The organism is Pseudomonas boreofloridensis, from assembly GCF_030580795.1.
GTDB lineage: Bacteria > Pseudomonadota > Gammaproteobacteria > Pseudomonadales > Pseudomonadaceae > Aquipseudomonas > Aquipseudomonas boreofloridensis.
Genome location: NZ_JAUQOQ010000004.1, coordinates 169,027 through 189,207, shown reverse-complemented (window position 1 = coordinate 189,207; position 20,181 = coordinate 169,027). Strand labels below are relative to the sequence as shown.

21 protein-coding genes and 1 tRNA gene are annotated in these 20,181 nt (G+C 54.4%); 12 read left to right on the top strand and 10 right to left on the bottom strand.

All coding sequences use genetic code 11. The features are described 5' to 3' along the window. Nucleotides 1–5: 5 nt before the first annotated feature. From Q6A47_RS06825 to Q6A47_RS06815, 3 genes are all read left to right on the top strand, one after another. Nucleotides 6–1,136 carry an asparaginase gene (locus Q6A47_RS06825; protein WP_304483672.1) on the top strand — a complete coding sequence of 377 codons (1,131 nt, stop codon included), beginning with the start codon at nt 6–8 and terminating at the stop codon, nt 1,134–1,136. 61 nt (nt 1,137–1,197) lie between these two features. Next, nucleotides 1,198–1,584, top strand: coding sequence for a RidA family protein (locus tag Q6A47_RS06820; RefSeq protein WP_304483671.1), 387 nt, complete (start codon nt 1,198–1,200; stop codon nt 1,582–1,584). Nucleotides 1,585–1,628: 44 nt separating this feature from the next. After that, nucleotides 1,629–2,324 carry an RraA family protein gene (locus tag Q6A47_RS06815; protein WP_304483670.1) on the top strand — a complete coding sequence of 232 codons (696 nt, stop codon included), beginning with the start codon at nt 1,629–1,631 and terminating at the stop codon, nt 2,322–2,324. Nucleotides 2,325–2,345: 21 nt separating this feature from the next. Here Q6A47_RS06815 and Q6A47_RS06810 read toward each other — a convergent pair whose 3' ends face one another. Both Q6A47_RS06810 and Q6A47_RS06805 read right to left on the bottom strand, forming a co-directional pair. Further along, the gene (locus Q6A47_RS06810; RefSeq protein WP_209965756.1) at nt 2,346–2,972 is read right to left on the bottom strand and encodes a helix-turn-helix transcriptional regulator; all 627 of its coding nucleotides are present in this window, start codon (nt 2,970–2,972) and stop codon (nt 2,346–2,348) included. A 56-nt stretch (nt 2,973–3,028) separates the two neighbouring features. Further along, nucleotides 3,029–3,931, bottom strand: coding sequence for a LysR family transcriptional regulator (locus tag Q6A47_RS06805; RefSeq protein WP_304483669.1), 903 nt, complete (start codon nt 3,929–3,931; stop codon nt 3,029–3,031). A gap of 94 nt (nt 3,932–4,025) precedes the next feature. On the opposite strand from Q6A47_RS06805, the gene Q6A47_RS06800 reads away from it, so the two are divergent. Next, nucleotides 4,026–5,162 (top strand): DSD1 family PLP-dependent enzyme, encoded by a 1,137-nt coding sequence (locus Q6A47_RS06800; protein WP_304483668.1) that lies wholly within the window; start codon nt 4,026–4,028, stop codon nt 5,160–5,162. Nucleotides 5,163–5,284: 122 nt separating this feature from the next. Here the strand turns inward: Q6A47_RS06800 and Q6A47_RS06795 are convergent, their stop codons facing one another. Further along, the gene (locus Q6A47_RS06795) at nt 5,285–5,767 is read right to left on the bottom strand and encodes a YbaK/EbsC family protein (RefSeq protein WP_304483667.1); all 483 of its coding nucleotides are present in this window, start codon (nt 5,765–5,767) and stop codon (nt 5,285–5,287) included. 419 nt (nt 5,768–6,186) lie between these two features. Here Q6A47_RS06795 and Q6A47_RS06790 point away from each other — a divergent pair, with 419 nt between their 5' ends. From Q6A47_RS06790 to Q6A47_RS06780, 3 genes are all read left to right on the top strand, one after another. Continuing rightward, nucleotides 6,187–6,852 (top strand): DCL family protein, encoded by a 666-nt coding sequence (locus Q6A47_RS06790; RefSeq protein WP_304483665.1) that lies wholly within the window; start codon nt 6,187–6,189, stop codon nt 6,850–6,852. Nucleotides 6,853–7,842: 990 nt separating this feature from the next. Continuing rightward, on the top strand, nt 7,843–8,169 hold the full coding sequence (locus Q6A47_RS06785) for a hypothetical protein (RefSeq protein WP_304483664.1): 327 nt from the start codon (nt 7,843–7,845) through the stop codon (nt 8,167–8,169). Nucleotides 8,170–8,607: 438 nt separating this feature from the next. Next, nucleotides 8,608–9,246, top strand: a complete 639-nt coding sequence (locus Q6A47_RS06780) for an HAD family hydrolase (RefSeq protein ID WP_304483663.1) — start codon at nt 8,608–8,610, stop codon at nt 9,244–9,246. 53 nt (nt 9,247–9,299) lie between these two features. On the opposite strand, the gene Q6A47_RS06775 is transcribed toward Q6A47_RS06780, so the two are convergent. Then, nucleotides 9,300–9,821: a helix-turn-helix domain-containing protein gene (locus tag Q6A47_RS06775; RefSeq protein WP_304483661.1), complete on the bottom strand. Its 522-nt coding sequence runs from the start codon at nt 9,819–9,821 to the stop codon at nt 9,300–9,302. A 242-nt stretch (nt 9,822–10,063) separates the two neighbouring features. On the opposite strand from Q6A47_RS06775, the gene Q6A47_RS06770 reads away from it, so the two are divergent. From Q6A47_RS06770 to Q6A47_RS06760, 3 genes are all read left to right on the top strand, one after another. Continuing rightward, the gene (locus Q6A47_RS06770; RefSeq protein ID WP_304483660.1) at nt 10,064–10,795 is read left to right on the top strand and encodes a metallophosphoesterase; all 732 of its coding nucleotides are present in this window, start codon (nt 10,064–10,066) and stop codon (nt 10,793–10,795) included. After that, a complete protein-coding gene (locus Q6A47_RS06765; RefSeq protein WP_304483659.1) occupies nt 10,795–11,112 on the top strand; it encodes a hypothetical protein in 318 nt (105 codons plus the stop codon). The genes Q6A47_RS06770 and Q6A47_RS06765 overlap by 1 nt, the downstream gene beginning before the upstream one ends. Before the next feature lie 157 nt (nt 11,113–11,269). Further along, nucleotides 11,270–11,767: a hypothetical protein gene (locus Q6A47_RS06760; protein WP_304483657.1), complete on the top strand. Its 498-nt coding sequence runs from the start codon at nt 11,270–11,272 to the stop codon at nt 11,765–11,767. A gap of 681 nt (nt 11,768–12,448) precedes the next feature. Here the strand turns inward: Q6A47_RS06760 and Q6A47_RS06755 are convergent. Continuing rightward, nucleotides 12,449–13,507, bottom strand: a complete 1,059-nt coding sequence (locus Q6A47_RS06755) for a tyrosine-type recombinase/integrase (RefSeq protein ID WP_304483656.1) — start codon at nt 13,505–13,507, stop codon at nt 12,449–12,451. Between the two features lie 447 nt (nt 13,508–13,954). Here Q6A47_RS06755 and Q6A47_RS06750 point away from each other — a divergent pair, with 447 nt between their 5' ends. Beyond that, nucleotides 13,955–14,746, top strand: coding sequence for a hypothetical protein (locus Q6A47_RS06750; protein WP_304483655.1), 792 nt, complete (start codon nt 13,955–13,957; stop codon nt 14,744–14,746). Nucleotides 14,747–14,821: 75 nt separating this feature from the next. Here the strand turns inward: Q6A47_RS06750 and Q6A47_RS06745 are convergent, their stop codons facing one another. The 3 genes from Q6A47_RS06745 to Q6A47_RS06735 all read right to left on the bottom strand — a co-directional run bounded on the left by Q6A47_RS06745 (nt 14,822) and on the right by Q6A47_RS06735 (nt 17,138). After that, nucleotides 14,822–15,715 carry a ribonuclease H1 domain-containing protein gene (locus Q6A47_RS06745; protein ID WP_304483654.1) on the bottom strand — a complete coding sequence of 298 codons (894 nt, stop codon included), beginning with the start codon at nt 15,713–15,715 and terminating at the stop codon, nt 14,822–14,824. 64 nt (nt 15,716–15,779) lie between these two features. Beyond that, complete coding sequence (locus Q6A47_RS06740; protein WP_304483652.1) at nt 15,780–16,136, bottom strand: MbcA/ParS/Xre antitoxin family protein; 357 nt, start codon at nt 16,134–16,136, stop codon at nt 15,780–15,782. 354 nt (nt 16,137–16,490) lie between these two features. After that, nucleotides 16,491–17,138, bottom strand: a complete 648-nt coding sequence (locus Q6A47_RS06735; protein ID WP_304483651.1) for a TetR/AcrR family transcriptional regulator — start codon at nt 17,136–17,138, stop codon at nt 16,491–16,493. Between the two features lie 378 nt (nt 17,139–17,516). Between Q6A47_RS06735 and Q6A47_RS06730 the strand changes: the two genes are divergently transcribed. After that, nucleotides 17,517–18,350 carry a hypothetical protein gene (locus Q6A47_RS06730; protein WP_304483650.1) on the top strand — a complete coding sequence of 278 codons (834 nt, stop codon included), beginning with the start codon at nt 17,517–17,519 and terminating at the stop codon, nt 18,348–18,350. 483 nt (nt 18,351–18,833) lie between these two features. Here the strand turns inward: Q6A47_RS06730 and Q6A47_RS06725 are convergent. Both Q6A47_RS06725 and Q6A47_RS06720 read right to left on the bottom strand, forming a co-directional pair. Further along, nucleotides 18,834–18,907: transfer RNA gene (locus tag Q6A47_RS06725), tRNA-Gly, on the bottom strand. A 206-nt stretch (nt 18,908–19,113) separates the two neighbouring features. Then, on the bottom strand, nt 19,114–19,995 hold the full coding sequence (locus tag Q6A47_RS06720; RefSeq protein ID WP_304483649.1) for an alpha/beta fold hydrolase: 882 nt from the start codon (nt 19,993–19,995) through the stop codon (nt 19,114–19,116). Between the last annotated feature and the right edge of the window lie 186 nt (nt 19,996–20,181).

Here is a 20,181-nt window from a genome sequence, read left to right as displayed (position 1 = left end):
AAATCATGTCCATCACTATCCAGAGCTCCAGCTTTCGTCAGTTTTTTACCCAGAAGCTGCTCGCCGCAGCAATGGTTTCACTGCTGACCGGTTTCATTGCTGTAGCTCCCGCTTACGCTCAAGAGAAACCCATGAGTACAACTAATCAACAGGCAGCGTTGCCTCGCGTACTTCTCCTAGCCACTGGCGGCACGATCGCTGGCTCAGCAGATAACCGTGGCAGTGGTGCCTACAACTCAGGCGCAATTGGCGCCCAGCAATTAGTCTCATCAGTTGCTGGTCTGGGTGATCTGGCTTCTTTGTCTGCAGAGCAGATTGCTTCCATCGGCTCGCAAGATATGTCCGATGACATCTGGCGAAAACTTGCCAGTCGCATTCAGAAAGCTTTCGACCAGGGAGAGGCTGACGCCGTTGTGATCACCCACGGTACTGACACCATGGAGGAGACAGCATTTTTCCTGAGTTTGGTGCTGAAGACTGATAAACCTGTCGTGCTGGTAGGCTCGATGCGTCCAGCCACGGCTCTCGGTGCCGATGGCCCTGCCAATATCTACGAGGCTGTGCAGGTTGCTGTAGACAAGGAGTCAAAGGGCCGTGGCGTCATGGTCGTGATGAACGACCAGATCGACAGCGCGCGAGGCGTGACCAAGACGCACAGTACGAGTGTACAGACCATGCAGTCCCCGAACCTAGGGTCAGAGGGCTATGTGGATCTTGGGCATGTCAGATTCGTAAAGCCTGCTGCTCAAGGGCAGTTTCTTAAACTTCCGGAAGCGCCGCTGCCTCGGGTAGAAATCATTTACAGCCATAGCAACATGGACGCGCTGCAGATTGAGCACGCCATGGCTGATAAGGCCAAGGGAATTGTTTTGGCTGGCATGGGTGACGGTAACACCTCGAAAGCGGCATTGGCTGCTCTGGAGAAAGCGGCGGCTCAGGGCATCGTCGTGGTGCGCTCAACACGTGTCAGCAAAGGTTACGTCAACCGCAATGTCGAAGTGGATGACTCCAAAAGTGGCTTTATCGCTTCAATGGATTTGAATCCGCAGAAGGCAAGAGTACTTACCCAGTTGCTCATTGCGAACGGCGTCACCGATCCTCAGAAGGTTCAAGAAGCATTCTTGAACGGTCACTAAGTCTCATCGTCAAGCCGGTGCTTCGAGTATCTCGGGGCCCGGCTCACTATTTGGGTTACCCATGAAAATAATTAGCACTGCTGCTGCATCTACTCCTGCCGGCCATTATTCCCAAGGCGTGGTTCACCAAGGCTCTCTTTATATCTCTGGACAGCTGCCGGTAAGCCCCGACGGGACTCACAACATCGAAGCCTCCTTTGCTGAGCAGACTCAGCTGGCTCTGAACAACGTCCTTGCGATTCTGGATGCGGCGGGGTGCAGCACCGCAGACCTAGTCAAGGTGACCGTCTATGTCGCTGGTGTGAAGCACTGGCCAGCGTTCGATCGGATTTACTCCGAGATACTGGGGAGCCATCGCCCGGCCCGCGCAGTTGTTCCGGTGCCCGAGTTGCACCACGGCTACCTGGTCGAAATTGAAGCGGTTGCGCGTACAGCAACAGCCGCTTGAAAAGCTACCCGTACGACCTTTCTGTATGAGTCAGGAGATTGGTGATGCTCAATGTCGCTTCTAACGAAGCGTGGCCTACTGGCTTTCACATAAATGAATCCCCAGCCAGCGTTGGCGAGAAATGGCTGAATGAGTTCAGCCAGATCCCAAGTGCAATCATTAGTGACTGCCTGGGACGTAATGTCGGCGGTTTAGGGCTTCGTCCATATCATGGGCGGGGTCATATGTGCGGTTCTGCGATCACTGTCCGAGTTCGACCTGGCGACAATCTGATGACGCTGAAAGCGATTCAGATGGCTCGTCCGGGTGACATCCTGGTGGTCGATGGCAGTGGCGATCAGACCCGAGCTATCATCGGTGGCATCATGCGAGCGATGGCGTTGAAGACGGGTGTCGCGGGTATCGTGGTCAACGGTGTATTGCGAGATCGTGACGATTGGCTGGATGGGAAAATGCCGATCTTTGCCCTGGGTTGCGTGCATCGTGGCCCGAGTACTGATGGTGCCGGTGAGATCAACGTTCCAGTCTCCTGTGCTGGGCTAGTGGTCAATCCAGGCGACTTGGTCGTTGGTGATTCAGATGGCGTGGTTGCGATCGCTCAGGAACAACTGCCTGTTGTGTTTGAGCGGTGCCGCCAATTGCTGGATCGTGAAGCGATGATCATGAAGGGTATTGAGGATGGTTCGCTTGACCCTGATCGCTTCAACGCTCTGCTCAGGGCCAAGGGGTGTCCAGTCTGACAGCGGACAAACAAGCGGCCCTTATCTGGAGTCGCTGTACACTGTCGCACGAGATACGCCGAGATGAGAGGCTACGGTTTCCATCGCTTTTCTAATCTCAAGCAAGCCGGCCTCTTTCAGCTCTTGAAGCAGAACTCTTCGGTCGGCTGCTTTCAATGCGCGGGGAGTGGTGGCTAAGCGAGCGGCAAATTGGTCAATCTTGGCCCGGATTGTCTCTGCACCACTGCTTTCCAAGGACTCGTGTGGGCGGTCTCCACTGAACGAGCCGAACTGCTCGATCATCCCCTGTAGGCCTCGGAACAGCGTGAGGTCGATATTCATACACAGTGCCGCGACGTAACGACCGGTCGAATCCTTGATTCCTATGGAGGTGCTTTTCACCTGGCGGCCATCTTTGAATTGGTTTGGATAGTTGGCGATGACCTGCGGGTAAGCCGGGTCGGCAATCCTCGCAAGTCCTAGCTCTGTGGCGGGGTGGCCTACCTCACGACCCGACAGGTTATTGTGAATGGCCAGGATCGCGTGTTCAGGGTCACGAAGATCATGCAAAACGACTTCGCAAAAAGGGCTAAAGGTCTGACTCAAGCCTTCGGCGATCTGCTCCATTTGGGAAATGAGAGCTTGTTGTTCGGGGGTAGTTTTCTTCATTTTTTGAAGATATCCAGCCTGTATGAATAGTGTCAATCGCTCGGAGGCGGCCCGCTTCAGATCGAGTCCGGGATTGGGGATTTGAAGGATGCACTTAGAAAACTGCTAAGCATCTGTACCTTTCTCGACCGATTTTTTTGAGTCGGGATGAGAAGAAGAATCGGCGCCGTGTCGAACTGCCAGTCAGGCAGAACACGCATCAGCGTTCCATTTGCCACAGATTCAGCTACATCCCATTGAGATCGTAAAACTAGGCCCAGATCGCTCTCTGCCCATCTACGAGCGACACCACCGTCGTTGGTAGTCATGGCCGGGATGACACGAATTGACTGGGTTTGTGCTTTCTTGTGGAGATGCCAGAACGTTACGTGCTCATCATTTTCGCGAATGCAAATACACCGGTGCGATGCGATGTCGTTTGGTGTGTCGGGCATACCATGCTTCTGCAGATACGTGGGGCTGGCGCATAACCATCGCTCGTTGGAGGCGAGCACCTGTGCAGTCCATGAACTGTCCGATATGGAGCCTATGTGGATTACTGCGTCGCAGTTGTTGCGGTCAGGCCAGGGTGTCTCTTTCAAGTCGAGTTCGATCTTGAGCTTGGGATGAAGCTTGGCAAAACGAGCAAGCATTGGCGCAAGACGCAAGCGGCCAAATCCGAATGGCGCTGCAAGGCGCAAGACGCCCTGGAGTTGCTGGTCATCCCCGATCATGGATTCAGAAAGCTCTTCCAATGATTGCAGCAGGCGTTTGCCTTCTTCCGCTAAGCGCTCGCCATCTTCCGTTAGGGACAATCGTCTGGAGTCTCTGCTGGCGAGTTTGAGACCCAACGCGACCTCCAGCTTACGCAGCCGCATCGAGAGGGCTGCAGTTGTAACCCGCAATTTTCGAGCCGCTTCACTCAGTGAGCCAGAGGCAGAAATTGCGGTGACGAGCTCAAGATCGGCGAACGTTATCATTAAGAATTGCTTAACCTTTGATTAATCTAACGTTAACCAAAAATATATCCATACGGCTAGAGTTGCAACGACAAAACCACATCAGAGATTCGCCATGACCACCTCTATTCACACCTTGGACACACCGGTAGCAGTCGTCGACGTCGCTCGCATGAACAGAAACATTCAACGCATGCAGCAACGGGCCGACAGCCTTGGTGTCAGGTTGCGACCTCACGTGAAAACCACTAAATGTGCTCAAGTGGTGGAAGCGCAGATCCAGGCAGGAGCTCAGGGCGTTACCGTCTCTACCCTCAAGGAAGCCCAAGCTTTCTTCGCTCAAGGGGTCACCGACATTCTGTACGCTGTCGCCATGGCGCCTAACAAGCTTGCTCACGCGTTGGATCTGCGCCGAGCGGGGTGTGCTTTGATCATCGTGACTGACAGCGTTGCCGGCGCTCGGGCCATAGTTGAGTTTGGACGTGCCCACGATGAACGTTTCGAAGTGTTCATCGAGATTGATAGCGATCATCACCGCTCTGGAGTCCGCAGTGATGATCCACTGCTGGTTGACATTGCCAAGGTGATCCATGAGGGGGGCGCCGTACTCAAAGGCGTGATGACTCATGCTGGCGAAAGCTACAAGCTCAACACATTGGAGGCTCTTCAGGAAATCGCTGAGCTCGAACGCTCCGAGTGCGTCAACGCAGCCGAGGCTATTCGGGCTGCTGGCATTCCTTGCCCCGAAGTCAGTGTGGGATCGACCCCGACAGCGCTCTCTGCTGTTCATCTGGAAGGCGTTACCGAACTGCGCGCCGGGGTGTACGTTTTCTTTGACCTGGTGATGCACAACGTAGGTGTGTGTGCTCTAGATGACTTGGCTTTGTCTGTTCTCACCACTGTGATCGGCCACCAGCCCGATAAAGGGTGGATTATCACTGACTCCGGTTGGATGGCCATGAGTCGTGACCGAGGTACTCAAGCTCAGCAATGTGACTTCGGGTACGGCCTGGTATGTGACTCGAACGGAACCCTCATTGACGGGCTGCTGTTGCGTTCTGCCAACCAAGAGCACGGCGTGGCGTCCTTCGAAGAGGGTACGTCTGTGGACATAGAGAAGCTGTATCCAATCGGCACTCAGCTGCGCGTCCTTCCCAATCATGCTTGTGCAACTGGTGCCCAGTACCCGGCCTATGAGGCGCTGCAACCAAACGGTGAAGTGGCCCATTGGTCTCGTGTGAATGGCTGGTAATGGAGCGTCGAGAGGCTAAGGATTGAATGCCTTCTCGTGAACGGCGAGTAAGGTTCGGGAAGGATTCTGATCACCGCCTGGTGCCACGCACGCCAGGCGGTGTTTTCATTCTGATCGCAGCACTACTGCTCTGCGATCTTGGTCAGTACAGGTCTGGCCACGCGCAGGTAGTCGTTGGAATTCAAGATGATCGATCTGTCTAGGCGGCCCGCGTTGAAGGCGATCTCGGAATAGCGCTCGAACAATTCTGGATCCGCCACAAGCTTCAGTTCTTCATTGAAGCTGAAGGGAGGGATGGCCCCGACCACGCATCCCGTCAACTCATTAGCTTTGTCAGCGGAGACCAATCGAATTTTTTTGGCACCCAAGTGTTCGGCAAGCTGGCTTGTCGACAGTTTTCTATCTGCAGCCAGCACCGCCAAAACAAACTGAACCGAACCGTCGGTGTGAGTGCTTGAGCAGATCAGTGCCTTCGCACCTTGTCCCACCTCAGTTCCGCGGGCTAAGGCCACCTCAACCGACTTGCCGGCGGACGGATGTTCCACAAGGCGGAATCTGCACGCATTCGTTTCTAGCGTTTCTAGGAGAAGAGCGTGAGGTGACATCAAGGTTTCCTTGCATGAAGGCGGATTGATGGCGGAAACTAAGGTGCTCTGTACGTTTTGTCAAATTTTGTACAATGTGACTGATTTGTATTGGGGAAGCTACCGATCCAGGTGCGCGGAGATATCTCCTTGCTCAAATTGTCAGCCGAAGCTCGTCATGAAAGCATTCATGACCGCTCCAGGAAAGGCTCGATCAAGCGCACAAGGAAGTAGGGCGACGACGTCCAACGCTCCGGCCATGGTGGATCGGGACAGTCACATTACAGCTACGTCTTTCTGACAGATGTCGCCTGGACGGAGGCGTGGTACAAGATCGCTGAGCGTTCATCTGTTCGTGGCACCTGCGACCACTGGAACTAGCATTTCGGTCGAGGTCGCTTCCAAAAATCACATTGGTCAGCATTGCATGGAGTGCAGGGATGTACTGGTTAGGGCCGTTCGAGTATCCATCTAAGCAAGCACTATTGGAGCGATTGAAACACTTCATTCGAACCGCTGACCTGGGCCGGATCACACAACCAGTGGCCGTTCAAAAGCTCCATCTGCTTTTGGCACTTCATCCAGATGCGGATCGTAAGATCGATACAGGCGTTGATCATTTTCGGTTGGAAAGAAACCCGCTTGCTGGAAGGGGACTGCATCTAGTGCGTTTGGATGGCAGCACCGATAGCTTCTCTTACAAGCGGTGTATCACAGGTATCACCCAGTCCCATCATGGCAAAGTCTGCGAGGCTCTCAGGTTCGTGGTCAGACCACAAATGGACGCATTCCGTGCAGGCCTCGTTTGGCCCTCGAAGTGCGCAATAACGGGCGTCGAGATCCCCCATCCAAATGATTTGCACATCGATCACAAGGTAGCCTTTTGGCGCCTACTCGAAGTTTTCTGCGTCGAGCAGCGGGTCGATCTACCATCGCTTCAGGTAACGGGCAACGGGATGACGCTCGCGTTGGTAGATCGCGAGATCAGCGCTGCATTCGAAGCTTTCCATTTCCGCCATGCGCAACTTCAGCCCACATCAAGGGCGGCCAATGTGTGGAAGGGTGGCAGGGTGCAGATCGATCTGATGGGCGTACCGAAAGTCTAGGTCAGTGGGGGCGATGGGGTCATTTGTGGTCGATACTGGCGGCCAGCTTCGGACAAACGTTCATAAAGCCGACAAAACAGTCAAATATGCGACGACATGCGCACCCCACCCCCTTGAAAATTTTAAAGCGAGACGGAGTTCTATATTTGAGAACAAGAAAATAGCGGCGCTGGCCCAGACACCTCCGTACTCGCAGGATCCCACTGGCTTTTCCATTTGATATTTACGGCTTCCAGGTCATACGGGTTGAAGACTCTAGGTCATTTTGGGCATAAGTTGCCGGGCTGGGGGCGGGGAGGAATCGCCTTGCTTTGCAGCCGTAAGGCTGCTGCTTATGCTTTGATCACAAACAACATCGTTATTTTTTAAAAAATCAATATGTAGTGTTTTTCCTGGATTTAAATCTAATTATGTATATATGTTGTGTTTTTGTGCTGCCCCCGCTGTGTGATGGCCTGTGAACCTAGGGTCTGAACTGGAGGTGCGAGTATGGTTGGCTGCATCGCAAGCTTACGGCGTAAACTTGCGAAGCCTGTTATGCCAGGCATTGGCAGCGGTCAAACGCTGTCCAGGCCTTGATGACCTGACGCGGGTATTTCCAGGCACGGTGGGCTACCAGGCCTTTGAGGTACTTAGCTCTCTGCTCTCTGAAGTGGCTCCAGAGTCGACGCGAGCACCTGATAATTTCATAGAGGTTCGGTACCGGTTGAGGTGGCACCTCGTTCGTTACCTTCAGCGGTGCCTCATTGATGACGGCTACGCGACTCCGGCAATCTGGGATGATTTGCTTGGCACTGATCTTGGCCTTTGAACCTTCCAAGATCAGTGATCAGGGCAGTCAAGCAGCTGTGTAAAATGGTGGTGGAGAGCTACCCAAGCCGCAAGGCGTTTCTCTGTTCGAGTTGCCAAGCATTAACGTCTCCAGGTTACTTTTCAGCGTCATAGGCCCCTTCCGAAAATCTGCAACAGCATGACCATGCGAGCCCACAAATGAGTGAACCCCTCAGCGAAGAAGACATGCGCCAAGCGTTGTTTGGCGGTGCTGACCAACCTCGTAGTGAATCCGAATCCGATGCTTCCAAACTTCATACCAAGCCAGCATTGCCGCCAGCGCCAAGGGCATCATCGAGATCGCTGTCGTCTCGGCTGCGTGTGACGATGCGCGCGGCAAAGGTTTACGAGGGGCCGGAGGAATTGCTCATTCACGACGCCAACACCCTCAGTACGTTGATGGCTGAGGCTGAGGCCAGAGCGGTGGCCAAGAAGAAAAAGTTTCTGTATTTCCACATCGTATCAGTCATGCCAGTCCAGGTCTGAGCCTTGCTTCTATACACGGCTCAGGTGAGGAGCATCTAGTGCTAAGCGCGGGCGAGTAACGACCTGTTTCGATATAGAATCACCGCCGAGAATTGCACGGCGTAACAATTGCCAATCTTGTACAAATGCTCGGCAAACGACTGTCCGGCACACATACTGATCATTAGAGAGCGAACCATGGCTTCCCAGCGTGAACGAATGCCTGACACGGTAGTTTGTGGCAACCTAAAGTGTTCGAGAACGCTTGGCTTTTCGGACTACCGCTACGGGCACGTTGGCGATGACGTCGAACCGCAGAGAGTCCATTGGAGGTCATATCCGCTCCCGGATGGTGACTCGGTGCTATGTACCTGTGGCCATTTCACGGCTTACTTCAACCCAGCGGTTCGTACTCCGCCGGCCCATTGAGGTGGCTCCCAGCTTCTGGAAATCAACCTCATGCCAATCGTAGCGGCAGTATTTGACGCTTTTGGAACTGTTGTCCACATCAAGCGCAAGCATCATCCATTTCGGCGCATGCTCCGCATCGGTGCTCAGCAAGGTCGTAGGCCAAGCGGTGCTGACCTCCATTGCCTGATGACATCCAACTTCGCGCTGGAGGATGCTGCAGAGCACTTCGGTATCACCTTGAGTTTGCGACAGCTGACGTCGTTGCAGCATGATCTTGATGATGAACTGGAGTCGATCTCGATCTACCCCGATGCAGTTGATGCTCTCCAGATGCTCAAGGCCCAGGGAATAGCGACAGGTATCTGTTCGAATCTCGCAGCGCCCTACGGGCCTGTTCTCAGGACGTTACTGTGCGATGTAGAGGCGTTCGCCTTGAGCTATGAGGTCGGAATGATGAAGCCCCAGGAGGGGATTTATCGCAATATCTGCAACCAACTGCAGGTGCGCCTGAACAGAGGCGTGGCCGCCTCTGATGAGCGGGTCGTGATGATCGGTGATTCTCTGCGGTGTGATCAGATTGGCCCCGGAGCCGTCGGGATTTCTGGATACTATCTGGACAGGAAAAGCGCTGGGGCGCTAACCAACCTTGTTCAGTTTGCGCAGCTTGTGCTTGAGGACAAGCGTTAGGGTATATGAGGGCCAACTCCACCTCTATTACCAGGGCTGCTTGTCGCACCGGTTCAGGGAGCTTCTGGCAGCGATCGCTTCCATAGGAAGCTGACGGTCGATTTGCTGATCCCTAGCCGCCTTGCCGTTTCTGCCTGGGTCAGCCCAGTCATCTTGCACTCCTGCACCTTTTGCAGCTTATCCAGATCTGCCGGACGTGCTGGAGGCCGTTTCAGTAAATCGGTGCCCGCAATATGGGCCGCGATTTCATCCTGGCTGACACGCTCCTGGAGCGCTTCCAATTCCTCTGTAGCCAACGCAAGCAAATGGGAGGTGGATTCGCCATTGCGGGTCGCTACCACCAAGGCCATTAACGCCACAGGGCTCAGTTCTAGTACCGTCGCGAGCTCGATGAATTTATCCAGGGTCGGGGTGCTTTGAGCACTTTCGATTTTGGTCAAATAGGTGCGCGAGGTGGCCTGCGCCATCCCTTCCTGAGTCAACCCTAAACTCCCTCGAACTGCTCGTATGACTGCTGCGAGCGCAGGCCTTATCGACGTCAAAGCGAATGTCCTCAAAATTGAGGATGTAGCCACGTCACGATGTACAGTTACACACCATATGGTGTATAAAACTGGTCGATAGGCATTTTGTGCCCGGTTACGCTATGTGCTGCCCGCCGATGAAGGGGCCCTTGCATAGGTTCGTATCAGCATCTGCTGGGTGCAGATCGCCGCCAGCCTCGACAGGCTGGCGAGGAGTTGCTGATCAATTAATCGCTAAACCGTATAGCAACCCTCCGTCGTCAGAGGGGGGCCAGTTCAATGGGGGGCAGGGTTTGAGGGTGCGAATTTATTCTGACCTGCACCGTGAATTTGAAGCGTGGGAAGCACCGGAGTCGTCGAACGTCGACCTGGTGATCTTGGCGGGGGACGTTGACAAAAAGGGGAGAGGGGTCAAATGGGCCAATGAGGCTTTTGACTGCCCAGTCGCCTATATCAGTGGCAATCATGAGTTCTACGACGGCCATGTTGACCGTACGCTGCAGAAGATGAGGGACGCCGCCTCCGGTCATGTGCACATTCTGGAGAACGAGACCCTGGTGCTCGGCAACCTGAGGGTACTCGGCACGACGGGGTGGACTGATTTCACTGTCACTGGTGATCAGGTCGCGGCAAGCAACTTAGCCCGGGAATGGATGGGTGACTTCAAGTACATCCGTGTCGATTCTAACTACAGGCGTCTAAGGCCCGATGACGTCATTGCTAGAAACCACGTCGCCAAGGCTTGGTTGCGTCAGGAGTTGGTCAAAAAGTTCGAAGGCAGCACCATCGTCGTGACCCACCACTGTCCGTCGCCAGTAATGATTGGGGGCCAGCATGAGGGCCACCTGACTGCCGCCTATGCAAATGATTGGCAACATCTCTTTCCTGACGTGGACGTTTGGGTGTTTGGCCACACTCACGAAGTTGTGGACATTGACTTAGCCGGTTGCAGGGTGATTTCCAACCCGAAGGGCTATCCAAATGAAAAAACGGGCTTTAACCCCTATTTCGAGATTCAAGTGTAATGGCTAATTGCGTGAGGAAGCGATCTTTCCAGTTTGAAGTCGAGGCGCTACCCCTTGAGGCTAGCGCTCCATCAGAGGTGATCCAAGCTCAGGCCATCGAGTGGAATGTGAAAGTTGATGCATATTTGTCCGACGCTGCTCGGGTAGGGCTGCGTTATTCCGCTCTTGTCTATTTCGATCGTTCAGGCGTAAGCCAAAACGGTATGACCGTTGCAACCCCGCCGCTTGAGTTTATCGAGTCCAGGGCTGGGTTTAAATTGATGCGCAGCGTGAGTGGTCGAGACCATTACGTGATTGCGAGTGAGCTGAACATCTAAAGGCGACCTGCGAGGGCCTGCGGTTAATCAGGCTCTTAAGACGGTTCAGCCGAGCCAGGAACTTAGCGTTTTCTCCAGTAATGGGTTAGCGCCGCCGAGCGGCTCTGCCGTAACGGTCACAGATTTCTGATGATAAATGTGTGCTTGAGGATGACGTATGTCTGAAATTAAGAAAGTGACAGTTGTTGTCAAGAATTACCATCTGCAAGCCAGTAGTGATCTTGATGCGCTCTATAAAAACGTTCGATGTGAAGATGAGCTGGGTAATACTTTTTACTTTAAAGAAGTCGTTATGCTGAATTATCTTAAGCGCCATGGTGCAATAGTTACTGATGCATCGCGTACTTGGTATTATAAGAGTTTAAGCAAGAAATCGATTGTTCTCATCGCATTTGAGAAGGCTGGCGGGAAAGTTGAATATGATTTGGACAACATCCGAGTCGCTGCTAAGTCCAGCGTCATCAGGGGTGTTATCTATGCGCTGGCGGCTATACCAGCAGGGATTGTCATCGCAACTGCTACGTACGGGTTGGGATTGCTTTTCATTCCAGTCGGTTTCTTTTATGCATACAGAAGCATGTTCAAGATCCCTCGCATGCTGCGTCGAAAGACATTGGTCAATGAGCTAGCTGATCACGGCATCGTCGTACGATAGCGAATGCCGAGGCTAGTGATTGCTGTGCCAGTACCTGGTGGTGGGGATTAGATCATTCAAAACTTCCCGCGACCGGCCCTTCACTTCATATCCACTCACTTCGGTAGCCGTACTCATTCTAAAGTTGTGTGTGGTGAATGCCAAATTCCTGCATATTGCTATTATGAAAACTCGATGAGATGTAATAGCAAGCGTTGCGCCGGCGTGGTTGGCAAAAGCTGACAGGGCAGTGGGGAGGCAAGGATGGGGTCTGCGGAACACGACTTTCAACATTTCGTACGGTGGCTTCATGAGCCTGAAGTGGGGGCATCACCCGACGCACGGCGCATGGGCAACCTGGTGTTGCGTAATTTCGAAGCGGTCAGCGCGACAACGCGTAATCGTAGCCAGCGAGCGATTCGGATCGTTGACCTGGCCCGTGCTCAGTATGCTCAGATGAATGATGGGCTGAGCAAGGCGAAGCGTGGGATACTGCGTTGGATCTGACGTTCGGAGACAACGAGTAACGTATCGCGCGTAACGAGCCTTGGAAGTCACTACCCCAAGGCTCGCCGATTGAAGTGCTCCAAGCTGCTCTATGTGCCCAGGCCTAGCATGCTGTGAGATGTGGGTCGTCCATCATAGTCCTCACGGCCTTCCCGTGTGCCCCTGGGTCTTTCAAGACTCAGAGGCTTTCCCGGTTTACTTGGCGGTCTTCAAGGCCGCATCAACGGCTGTCGTAGAGAGTGAAACGTAGTGTTCGGTCATGGAACTGGAGGAGTGACCCAGCTGATCGGCGATTCGCTTGCCAGGCTGTTGCGGTGGGGTGGACGCTGCTAGCTGTGCCATAGCTGCACGTCTCAAGGTGCTCGGCGTGAGTGTTGAACGTGGGAGTTGAGCTTCTCGTTCCCACGACTGAAAAATCCGAAGCAGTTGCGATGTCGACATGGGTTGCTTTCGGTCATCACTTGGGAAGAGATAGTCATCGGCAGAGAGATTTTCCTCCCTGATGTACTTCTCGACTACTGCTGTGTTCGCAAGAGGTAGTGGTGGTTTCGCTTTCGTGATCTCAATGGATATCTCTTTGCTCGAAGGCATTTGGGTTTCCAAGCTGACAACCTGGGAAACCTTGGCACCAAGGATGACGTGCCCCCGAACCCCTGTCTCCAGCAATGCAAAAAGGCTCCGGTCGCGAAGGCTTCCTGAGTTTTCGACGATCCGCTTGATCGCATCACTGTGAGTGAAGACATCCAGCCCCAACGCAATGGCCTGGAGCTTCGATGGCTTGTGCGTTATAGGTGGACACGTGTAGCGCGGGACTTCTGACTTTGGGGCGGTGGTGTGCACAGGACAGATTTCAGTCTGGTCTAAATCAGGCATTGTGCTCTTGGTCACTTCCACGCCTTGTGAGGCAGCCCCCTTGAACGTGCTAAGCACTTTCAACGGGAGCATCTCGACAAAAGGGTCAAGCGCGCTGCGCGGTACTGAGGTGTCGTTGGCTAAAGCCAATACCGAAAAAATCTCAGCCGCGAGCTGGGTGTGCGTGGTACTCAGGGCAGGCGTTTTTGCATCCCGAGGCCAGATGACGGACTTTTTCATGAGATCGTGGTAATTGGCATACCCTAGTCCCTTGGACAGGGTCTCTCGGGCAAAAGAGAGCTGGACGGGTGATTGGCCTGGCCATCGTTTCTGGATGAGTTTGGCGAGTCTTTTGAAGGCGGCTTTGGGGAGCAGATCTTCGGGATAGACCGGAACGCGCATGGCAATTCTCCAATGTCACGGTGTCGGCTGCCCGCTGACAATTGTCGAAGTGCGTGCGAAAGAAGGGGAGAAACACCTGAGGCGCAAAGGCTTTGCATGCCGACCGCTCGATCCAGGAAGACCGTGGTCGATACGGTAGCATCGCTTCTGTTGCTGATCAACACTCAGGGACTTGCCGGTTGGACAGGCTTGCCGGCTTGCTAGGCTTGACCATGAGGGAGATTTTTTCGGCTGCCCTGATGGAAGTCATCGCACAGGTGGCAACGGGGAAACTGTCTTGGGTAGCGAGCTATGCTTCACAGGACGGGTACTGCTGATATTGATTGCGCAATTTTATTCTTATTGGCTTTAGCACCCTATTGCCTGAGCCGGTTCGCTTACATGGGTTGGCGGATTAAAGGTATCAGCGTCGCAGGTTGAAGACTCTTAACGAACAAGGAATGATCCATGTGGGAACAGCATCCTGATACTTGTGCAGTGGTTTTTGACTCAGCAAGCGAGAAGATATATGAGTTTCGTAGGTCAGTGCTCATTAATCAGATAACTCGCGACGCTGATAGAATTGCTAAAAGTTTTGATGCGCTACACAGTGCTGACCTTGAAAAAATGAGTGCACTTTTTGCCCATTGCTCCGCTATCTGGGCTTCGGGGATGTTCAGGGCCGAACGCAACGAAGATAAGCTTCGCATGGCGTGTGCAGAACTCCTCTCCAATGCCCTGAATTCCATGGTTGGCGCGGCCTACATGCTTCGGGGTGGCTTCGTTTTGCAGCCTGGGCCGGTCGTGCGATCAGCCATTGAAACCATGGCCGTAGCCCTGCATCTCATGCAATTTCCGGAAGACTTTCAAAAGTACCAAGAGCACAAATTTGAATCTCCGCGCGCCGTTTCCAGTGCCAAGCGCGTATTCCCTCCATTCGGCCACATCTACGGCTTGCTGAGTCGAGAGTTTACGCATATTGGAACTTTGCATAAGCAGTTCACACCCATTCGTGAATGCACCGGCACTGAGAAATCGTTGCAGTTAAATATTCAGTTCCTGACTGGAGGGATATGGATGTGCTATGTGTCCTGCGAACTGGTATTTCTGGATAGTGTGGCTGAATCACGATATTGGCGTGAACTGCCTGAGCAAGTTGAGGGTAAGACTGCTTATTCTTACGAGCCCAGTGACGAGGAGCGAACTTGGATGGCGGATTTCCTGGGCTTGAATAACCCGGTCTTCGGGGGAGGTGACTGAAGTTCATCAGGTGCCCTTCTTCTACGCGTTCGGATACGGTGCAGGAGGGGGCTCTCGTCATCTGGTTGCAGCAGGTCAGGGGAGGCGGTCGATCGCGGCGCCGTAGTCAAAGTTCACGGTCGATCCGGACACGAGGACTGCTTCGAGCTGATGCTTGGATGCGTTTTTGACGATGCGAAATTCGCTGACTTCCCCTGCCTGGCGGGTGAGTTTCCAGATCAACCTGAGCTTCTCGGTGGCCATGCCCAGCTGTATCGCACCTTGGGCAGACTTGGCCAGGAACGCATTAAGCTTGTTCTTCAGCTCAAACCTGGAGTCGTATGGGTAGGGGCCGAGGGTGAAGGGGCCGTCCCCGATAATTCGATCAAACTCGATTCTGGGCTTGATGTGTAATGCCTGGATTTGGCGATGCTCCCTCGTGCGGTTCCAAACCGTGATACCCCTGGCGGTACAGCGCTCGATCCAGCGTGTCTCTGCCTCCAATGAGGCCTCTTCAGATTCGCAGGTTTCCACAACTTTGAATGCTGGGGTCATCCCGTCATCGAGTATCTGGGCGATCTCGGCTGCCGCGCGCTTGCAGTCGTGGTTGGCTTTCCCGAGATGGCCTCGCTGCCGGCCTTCGAAGTCGCCTGTCTGCCCCACGTAGAATGGCTCCTCCGTTACGGGATCAATGATCAGATAGACGACATAGTCCTTGGCAACCACGCCGTCTAGGGTTGGTTGTTCAGGGGTGGCCGTCGGCTGTTTCCCTGAGGCTTGTGTGCTGAAGTGAAGAACCGGTGAGTGGTTCGAGCCTGGCGTGGGGGTGTTCTGGCGGTACCACTCCTCAGCGAGTTCAAGCGTTGCGAACGACTGATGTTTCGCTTCCGGAAAACGGTCAATCGACAAGCGAGCCCCACCTTCCCAGCTATTGAAAATCCCGAGTTTCCGTCCGTGGACAACAGCGTAGAACTTCGGTTTCTTGGCCATCCTGTGCAACCTCCCTGAATCACTTAATCGGCCTGCGGGGTGATCTGCAAACCTCGCAATGCTTTCAGGCACCGAACCCATGCTCGATGCGCGCAAGAAGTTTCAAGGCATCGTCGATGTGGACATCCATCGGGCGTTTTGCTCCCAACGCTCGTAAGGGTTTCGATAGCCAGTCCCCCGCGCTTTTCTTGTCGCCGAAGATTGCCATGGCTGCATCAAGCAACCGTGGGTCAATCGTTTCCGACGACTCCGGGCTTTCCTCCCTTGGACTCATCGCGTCATTGATGGCCTCTGCCAGCGTTTCCAAGGCCTCTCTGAGGCGAGCATTTTCTCGGAAATCATCAGAGCTTGGCTGGTGCTCTCTGCAATGGTGCAACAGCGCCTGCGCGTCATTATGGTTCAGGTCGAGCTCGATCAGCATGGCGACTCCTTGGGTGGGCTCAGTATCCGGACTATGGCAGCGTCCGGATCGGATTTGTCTTTGCTTCGCACTTTCCCCCGAGCTTTCCCATGCGTTCTGCTGCAGGCGAAGTACGACGCAGATGATCAGACCCTGGCGGTTCCCCTGTAGTTATTGAGTGGCCTTCTACCTGTAGCCATTGAGTGATCTTCTACCTGGAGTCAGACCTATGTGGGCTGTGTGGTCTGGGCGGGCTAAGTGGCTTGGTTTCAGCAGGGAGGCTCTCGGTAGGGGCTCAGGGGCATCAGGGCTGTAATCTCAGGGAGTGAAGCGGCCTGTGGTGCAGTTGTGCGGCTGGTTGCAGGCCTTTCGCTTTCAGTGCCGGAGCGATCGCAGGAAAGCGTCCACGGTGCGCTCCACGATCTGCTCGATCTCCTCGCGGGCTAGGGGCTCGCTGTTGGCTCTAACCTGTTTCCAGAGAACTCGACCATCGAGTGTCTCCATGAAGTCCCGGGCGGCGGTTTCAGGCTCTTGAACTGCCAAGACACCTCTGCGTGCCAGCTCGGTCAAGTAGTCGCTAATGACGGTCATTGCCGGCGCCTGGATAACCTCGTCAAATCGGTCGGCCAGCACAGGGAATCGTCGGCCTTCCATGATGACCATGCGTAGGAAGTCGGCGGCGGTCGGGCCAGACCAGAAGCATGCGAACTCGGTGCCGATCTGCATTAGGCCCTTCCTCGGGTCAGCCAGCGCGCGCTCATCCGTTGCCACGTTCATGACGGAGAAGGCTTTCCACATCCGCTCTGCCACCGCCACGAAGAGCGACTCCTTGCCTTCAGGGAAGCGGTTGTACAGTGTCTGGCGGGTCACCGCTGCAGCCTTGGCAATTTCCTCCATGCTGGCCCCTTCGTACCCGTGCTCGATGAACATCCTGCCCGCAGCGGCCAAAATCCGGACTGGACGAGAGGCGCTCTCGCCTGGGTTGAGCAATTCGTCGACTGGGGAGGAAGTGGCTACGTTCATTTCGGTTACCTGTGCAGAGTAGGTTAAGTGTTACTGAAAGAGATGTGATTCGCCACCCATGTTTGTGTGATTGGCTTTACTGGGATGTAAAGTAAAGCTGATTGGTTTGCGGGGCTTGGTGAGTGGGATTAGTTGTTACCGGATTATTTGGACAGGGGCGCTGCTTGATTATCTGCCGCTTCGCTTCTGGTTTTGGTTTTGGTTTTGGTTTCGGCTTGATGGTTGGGCTTATGCTCTGCTCGGGTTGAATGGTGGATGGTGGATGGTGATGGTTCGCGTAGAGGGTACCCGTAACGGAGAGATTTTTTTTCGGATAGGTACCGACACCTCACGGCTGAGACTTTATCATCGGCTTATCAATCAATTGAGGTTTTTAAAATGGATGTTAAAGGTCGTTCTGCTGCAATCGATGCGTGTGAGAAAATTTTGCGTGAGGACTTCAAATACAACGAGGAGCACGGTATCTGGCGCAGTATCAATCGGATCATTGAGGGTCTGCTGGGACGCTCCCCAGAGCTTGCTGATGTCTACGTGGAGCTGCATGCCGCGTTGGCTGAACAGCCTAGGGCGCTGACATCATTCTTCGACGTTTTCACAACTGCGGTGTACTCCTGGAATCCTGGAAAGATCAATGAGGCTCGCGAGGATCGGGATAAGCTCACTGAGTTGAATGTGCGAATTTCAAAAGTTTCAGAGTTGCTCTCGGAACTGCTCTCGCAGCGCACTCAGGTTAAAGAGATGTCTAGTTTTAGTAGTGATACTTACTACCATATTATGGATGTTGTTGAAGATGCTTCCGAGGATAATGGGCTTTTCAGGTCTCACCTGAAGAAGTTAGATGGCTTGACCTATCAGTATGATCTCAAGTATTGGCCTTCCATAAGTAAGGTGGTGGCGCAGATTGGCATCAATGCGGCTAATGCAGTAACAGTTGCTGATGACTGCGCTGCAAATGCAGCAACGGAAGCTCGTCGCCCTGGACTGGCTGACTTCTTGAAAGCGTTTGAAGCAGAACTTGATAGGAACAGAGTGGAGAATATCGGCTTCATCCCCGATGACTTTTCATTGACCGATAGTTCGATGGCGTCGCTGGTTAACTGTGGTCTTGAACTGCGCGTCGAGGACTTGATTGATGCCAGCTTCGTGAAGCGTTATCGCCAGCGTGAGCGTGAGCGTGAGCGTGATCGTGATCGTGATCGTGATCGTGGCTAGGAGCGCTATCGTGATTATGTTCAGGAGCGCGATCGGAAGGTGGGGAGCGACTGAACATTGGAATGAATGCTGGTGGTCGTTTGGAGCCCTGTCGACGTCGAGGTGATTTTCGAGGGGGAGGGCTGGCGGCTCTGCTCACTCCCTTTCGGGAATTCTGGGTCATCTTCTGAGACGGCATTCTGGGCGACACTCTGGAGCGTTACTCCGGTGCGGCATTCCGGAGCGCCATTCTGGGACGCACGATGATGAGCTGGTTGGCGATCCAGGCTTGGTACGAAAATGAGATTTTGGGGGTTTATTGGGTGGCCCGAGGAGGGCAATGGTCTGTCGGTTCGTGATTCTGGACGGCGCCGACGGTGCACCAAATTTTGGTGACTCTAGGGGAGGGCTGGGAGCTTGAATCTAGGGACTGCTATCAGGCTTTCCGAGGCTTCCTGATTGAGGGGGAATCCCCTGGAAGGCCCGGAAAAACTGGCTGGAAGGTGGAGCGGGTAGAGGGAATCGAACCCTCACCGATTGCTTGGGAAGCAATAGTTGTACCATTCAACTATACCCGCTTTTCTTGCCTCGACGGTGCACTAAAGCGGCGTGTCCAATAAGAACCCTCAACTAAAGCTTGGGAAGCTTTCGTTTTGCCACTAAACTATACCCGCTTCGCAGCCCGACTTTTTACCAGAATCCTGGTGTCCTGGAAAGTCCAAGCAGCAAAAAAGCCTTGCAGCAGCGCTTGTCTACGACTGGCAGGCCCCACCCCACGCTGCACTCACCCCGCCAACGCCTGCTGACCCGCCTCATAGCCATAGCGCTGCCGAGGTGTACGGGCCGGTTGCAGAAAACCCAGCATTGCGCTGCGGGTGTCTTCGCAGGCTGCCTTGTGCTCCATGTCCAGGAAGTGCCCGGCGCCGCGAATCACGCTGAACGCGCTCCTGTCCACATGCCGGGCGAACTGCCTGGCGTCCTCGACCGTGGTGTATTCGTCACGCTCGCCGTTGATGAACAACACCGGAATGTCGATGTTGCGCGCCCCGTTCAATGCCCGCTGCAGGTCATGATCCAACACTTGGTGGATATGGAAGTGCATCTGCGCGTACTCGTGGCTGTCCAGGCTGCTGACGTGGCGATAGTTGAAACGCTTGAACAGCGAGGGCAGGTGCTTGCCGATGGTGTCGTTGACCAGATTGCCCACTCTAGGGCGGTCGCAGGCCGACAGGTATTGGCTGCCCCGCTCCAGGTAGTCGCGCATGGGGCCGTTGATCACCGGCGAGAACGAACTGATGATCGCCTTGTTCACCCGTTGCGGCTGGTGCGCCAGAGCCAGCAGGGTGCAAGCGCCGCCCCAGGAAAAGGACATGACGTGGTCGGCCCGGAAGTGCTCGACCAACTCCAGCAGGATATGCGCTTCGGTCTCCTTGCTCAGCAGCCGCTCATGGCGGTTGTGCGGCTTGGACTTGCCGGCGTAGGGCTGGTCGTACAGCACGACGTTGAAGTGCGGATGCAGGCTGCGCACGGTCTGGGCGAAGGAGGCGGTGGTGGCCAGCGAGCCATTGACCAGAACGATGGTCCGCTCTGCGGTCTGCGCGCGATAGAACTCCGTGTACACCCGGTACTGACCTTGGATATCAAGTACAGCGATTTCTGGCCTCATGTCATCGACTCCTGGCGCAAAAAGGGCACTCGCGTCATGTAGCGGCGGTCGGCTCGAACGCGCGAACACGCTGCACAGAGCCCTAGGATGCAGGTCGCATATGACAGGTAGGCATTCGCCTGGAAAGGAAGTGGGCGTGCGCGGTCAATCGTGTGCGGTCAGCCTCAGCGCCAGTCGGCCGGGCGG

Excerpts from the sequence above, each read along its gene's own strand:
- Q6A47_RS06825 (WP_304483672.1), top strand. The coding sequence starts at position 6 with ATGTCCATCACTATCCAGAGCTCCAGCTTTCGTCAGTTTTTTACCCAG.
- Q6A47_RS06820 (WP_304483671.1), top strand. The coding sequence starts at position 1,198 with ATGAAAATAATTAGCACTGCTGCTGCATCTACTCCTGCCGGCCATTAT.
- Q6A47_RS06815 (WP_304483670.1), top strand. The coding sequence starts at position 1,629 with ATGCTCAATGTCGCTTCTAACGAAGCGTGGCCTACTGGCTTTCACATA.
- Q6A47_RS06810 (WP_209965756.1), bottom strand. The coding sequence starts at position 2,972 with ATGAAGAAAACTACCCCCGAACAACAAGCTCTCATTTCCCAAATGGAG.
- Q6A47_RS06805 (WP_304483669.1), bottom strand. The coding sequence starts at position 3,931 with ATGATAACGTTCGCCGATCTTGAGCTCGTCACCGCAATTTCTGCCTCT.
- Q6A47_RS06800 (WP_304483668.1), top strand. The coding sequence starts at position 4,026 with ATGACCACCTCTATTCACACCTTGGACACACCGGTAGCAGTCGTCGAC.
- Q6A47_RS06795 (WP_304483667.1), bottom strand. The coding sequence starts at position 5,767 with ATGTCACCTCACGCTCTTCTCCTAGAAACGCTAGAAACGAATGCGTGC.
- Q6A47_RS06790 (WP_304483665.1), top strand. The coding sequence starts at position 6,187 with ATGTACTGGTTAGGGCCGTTCGAGTATCCATCTAAGCAAGCACTATTG.
- Q6A47_RS06785 (WP_304483664.1), top strand. The coding sequence starts at position 7,843 with ATGAGTGAACCCCTCAGCGAAGAAGACATGCGCCAAGCGTTGTTTGGC.
- Q6A47_RS06780 (WP_304483663.1), top strand. The coding sequence starts at position 8,608 with ATGCCAATCGTAGCGGCAGTATTTGACGCTTTTGGAACTGTTGTCCAC.
- Q6A47_RS06765 (WP_304483659.1), top strand. The coding sequence starts at position 10,795 with ATGGCTAATTGCGTGAGGAAGCGATCTTTCCAGTTTGAAGTCGAGGCG.
- Q6A47_RS06760 (WP_304483657.1), top strand. The coding sequence starts at position 11,270 with ATGTCTGAAATTAAGAAAGTGACAGTTGTTGTCAAGAATTACCATCTG.
- Q6A47_RS06755 (WP_304483656.1), bottom strand. The coding sequence starts at position 13,507 with ATGCGCGTTCCGGTCTATCCCGAAGATCTGCTCCCCAAAGCCGCCTTC.
- Q6A47_RS06750 (WP_304483655.1), top strand. The coding sequence starts at position 13,955 with ATGTGGGAACAGCATCCTGATACTTGTGCAGTGGTTTTTGACTCAGCA.
- Q6A47_RS06745 (WP_304483654.1), bottom strand. The coding sequence starts at position 15,715 with ATGGCCAAGAAACCGAAGTTCTACGCTGTTGTCCACGGACGGAAACTC.
- Q6A47_RS06740 (WP_304483652.1), bottom strand. The coding sequence starts at position 16,136 with ATGCTGATCGAGCTCGACCTGAACCATAATGACGCGCAGGCGCTGTTG.
- Q6A47_RS06735 (WP_304483651.1), bottom strand. The coding sequence starts at position 17,138 with ATGAACGTAGCCACTTCCTCCCCAGTCGACGAATTGCTCAACCCAGGC.
- Q6A47_RS06730 (WP_304483650.1), top strand. The coding sequence starts at position 17,517 with ATGGATGTTAAAGGTCGTTCTGCTGCAATCGATGCGTGTGAGAAAATT.
- Q6A47_RS06720 (WP_304483649.1), bottom strand. The coding sequence starts at position 19,995 with ATGAGGCCAGAAATCGCTGTACTTGATATCCAAGGTCAGTACCGGGTG.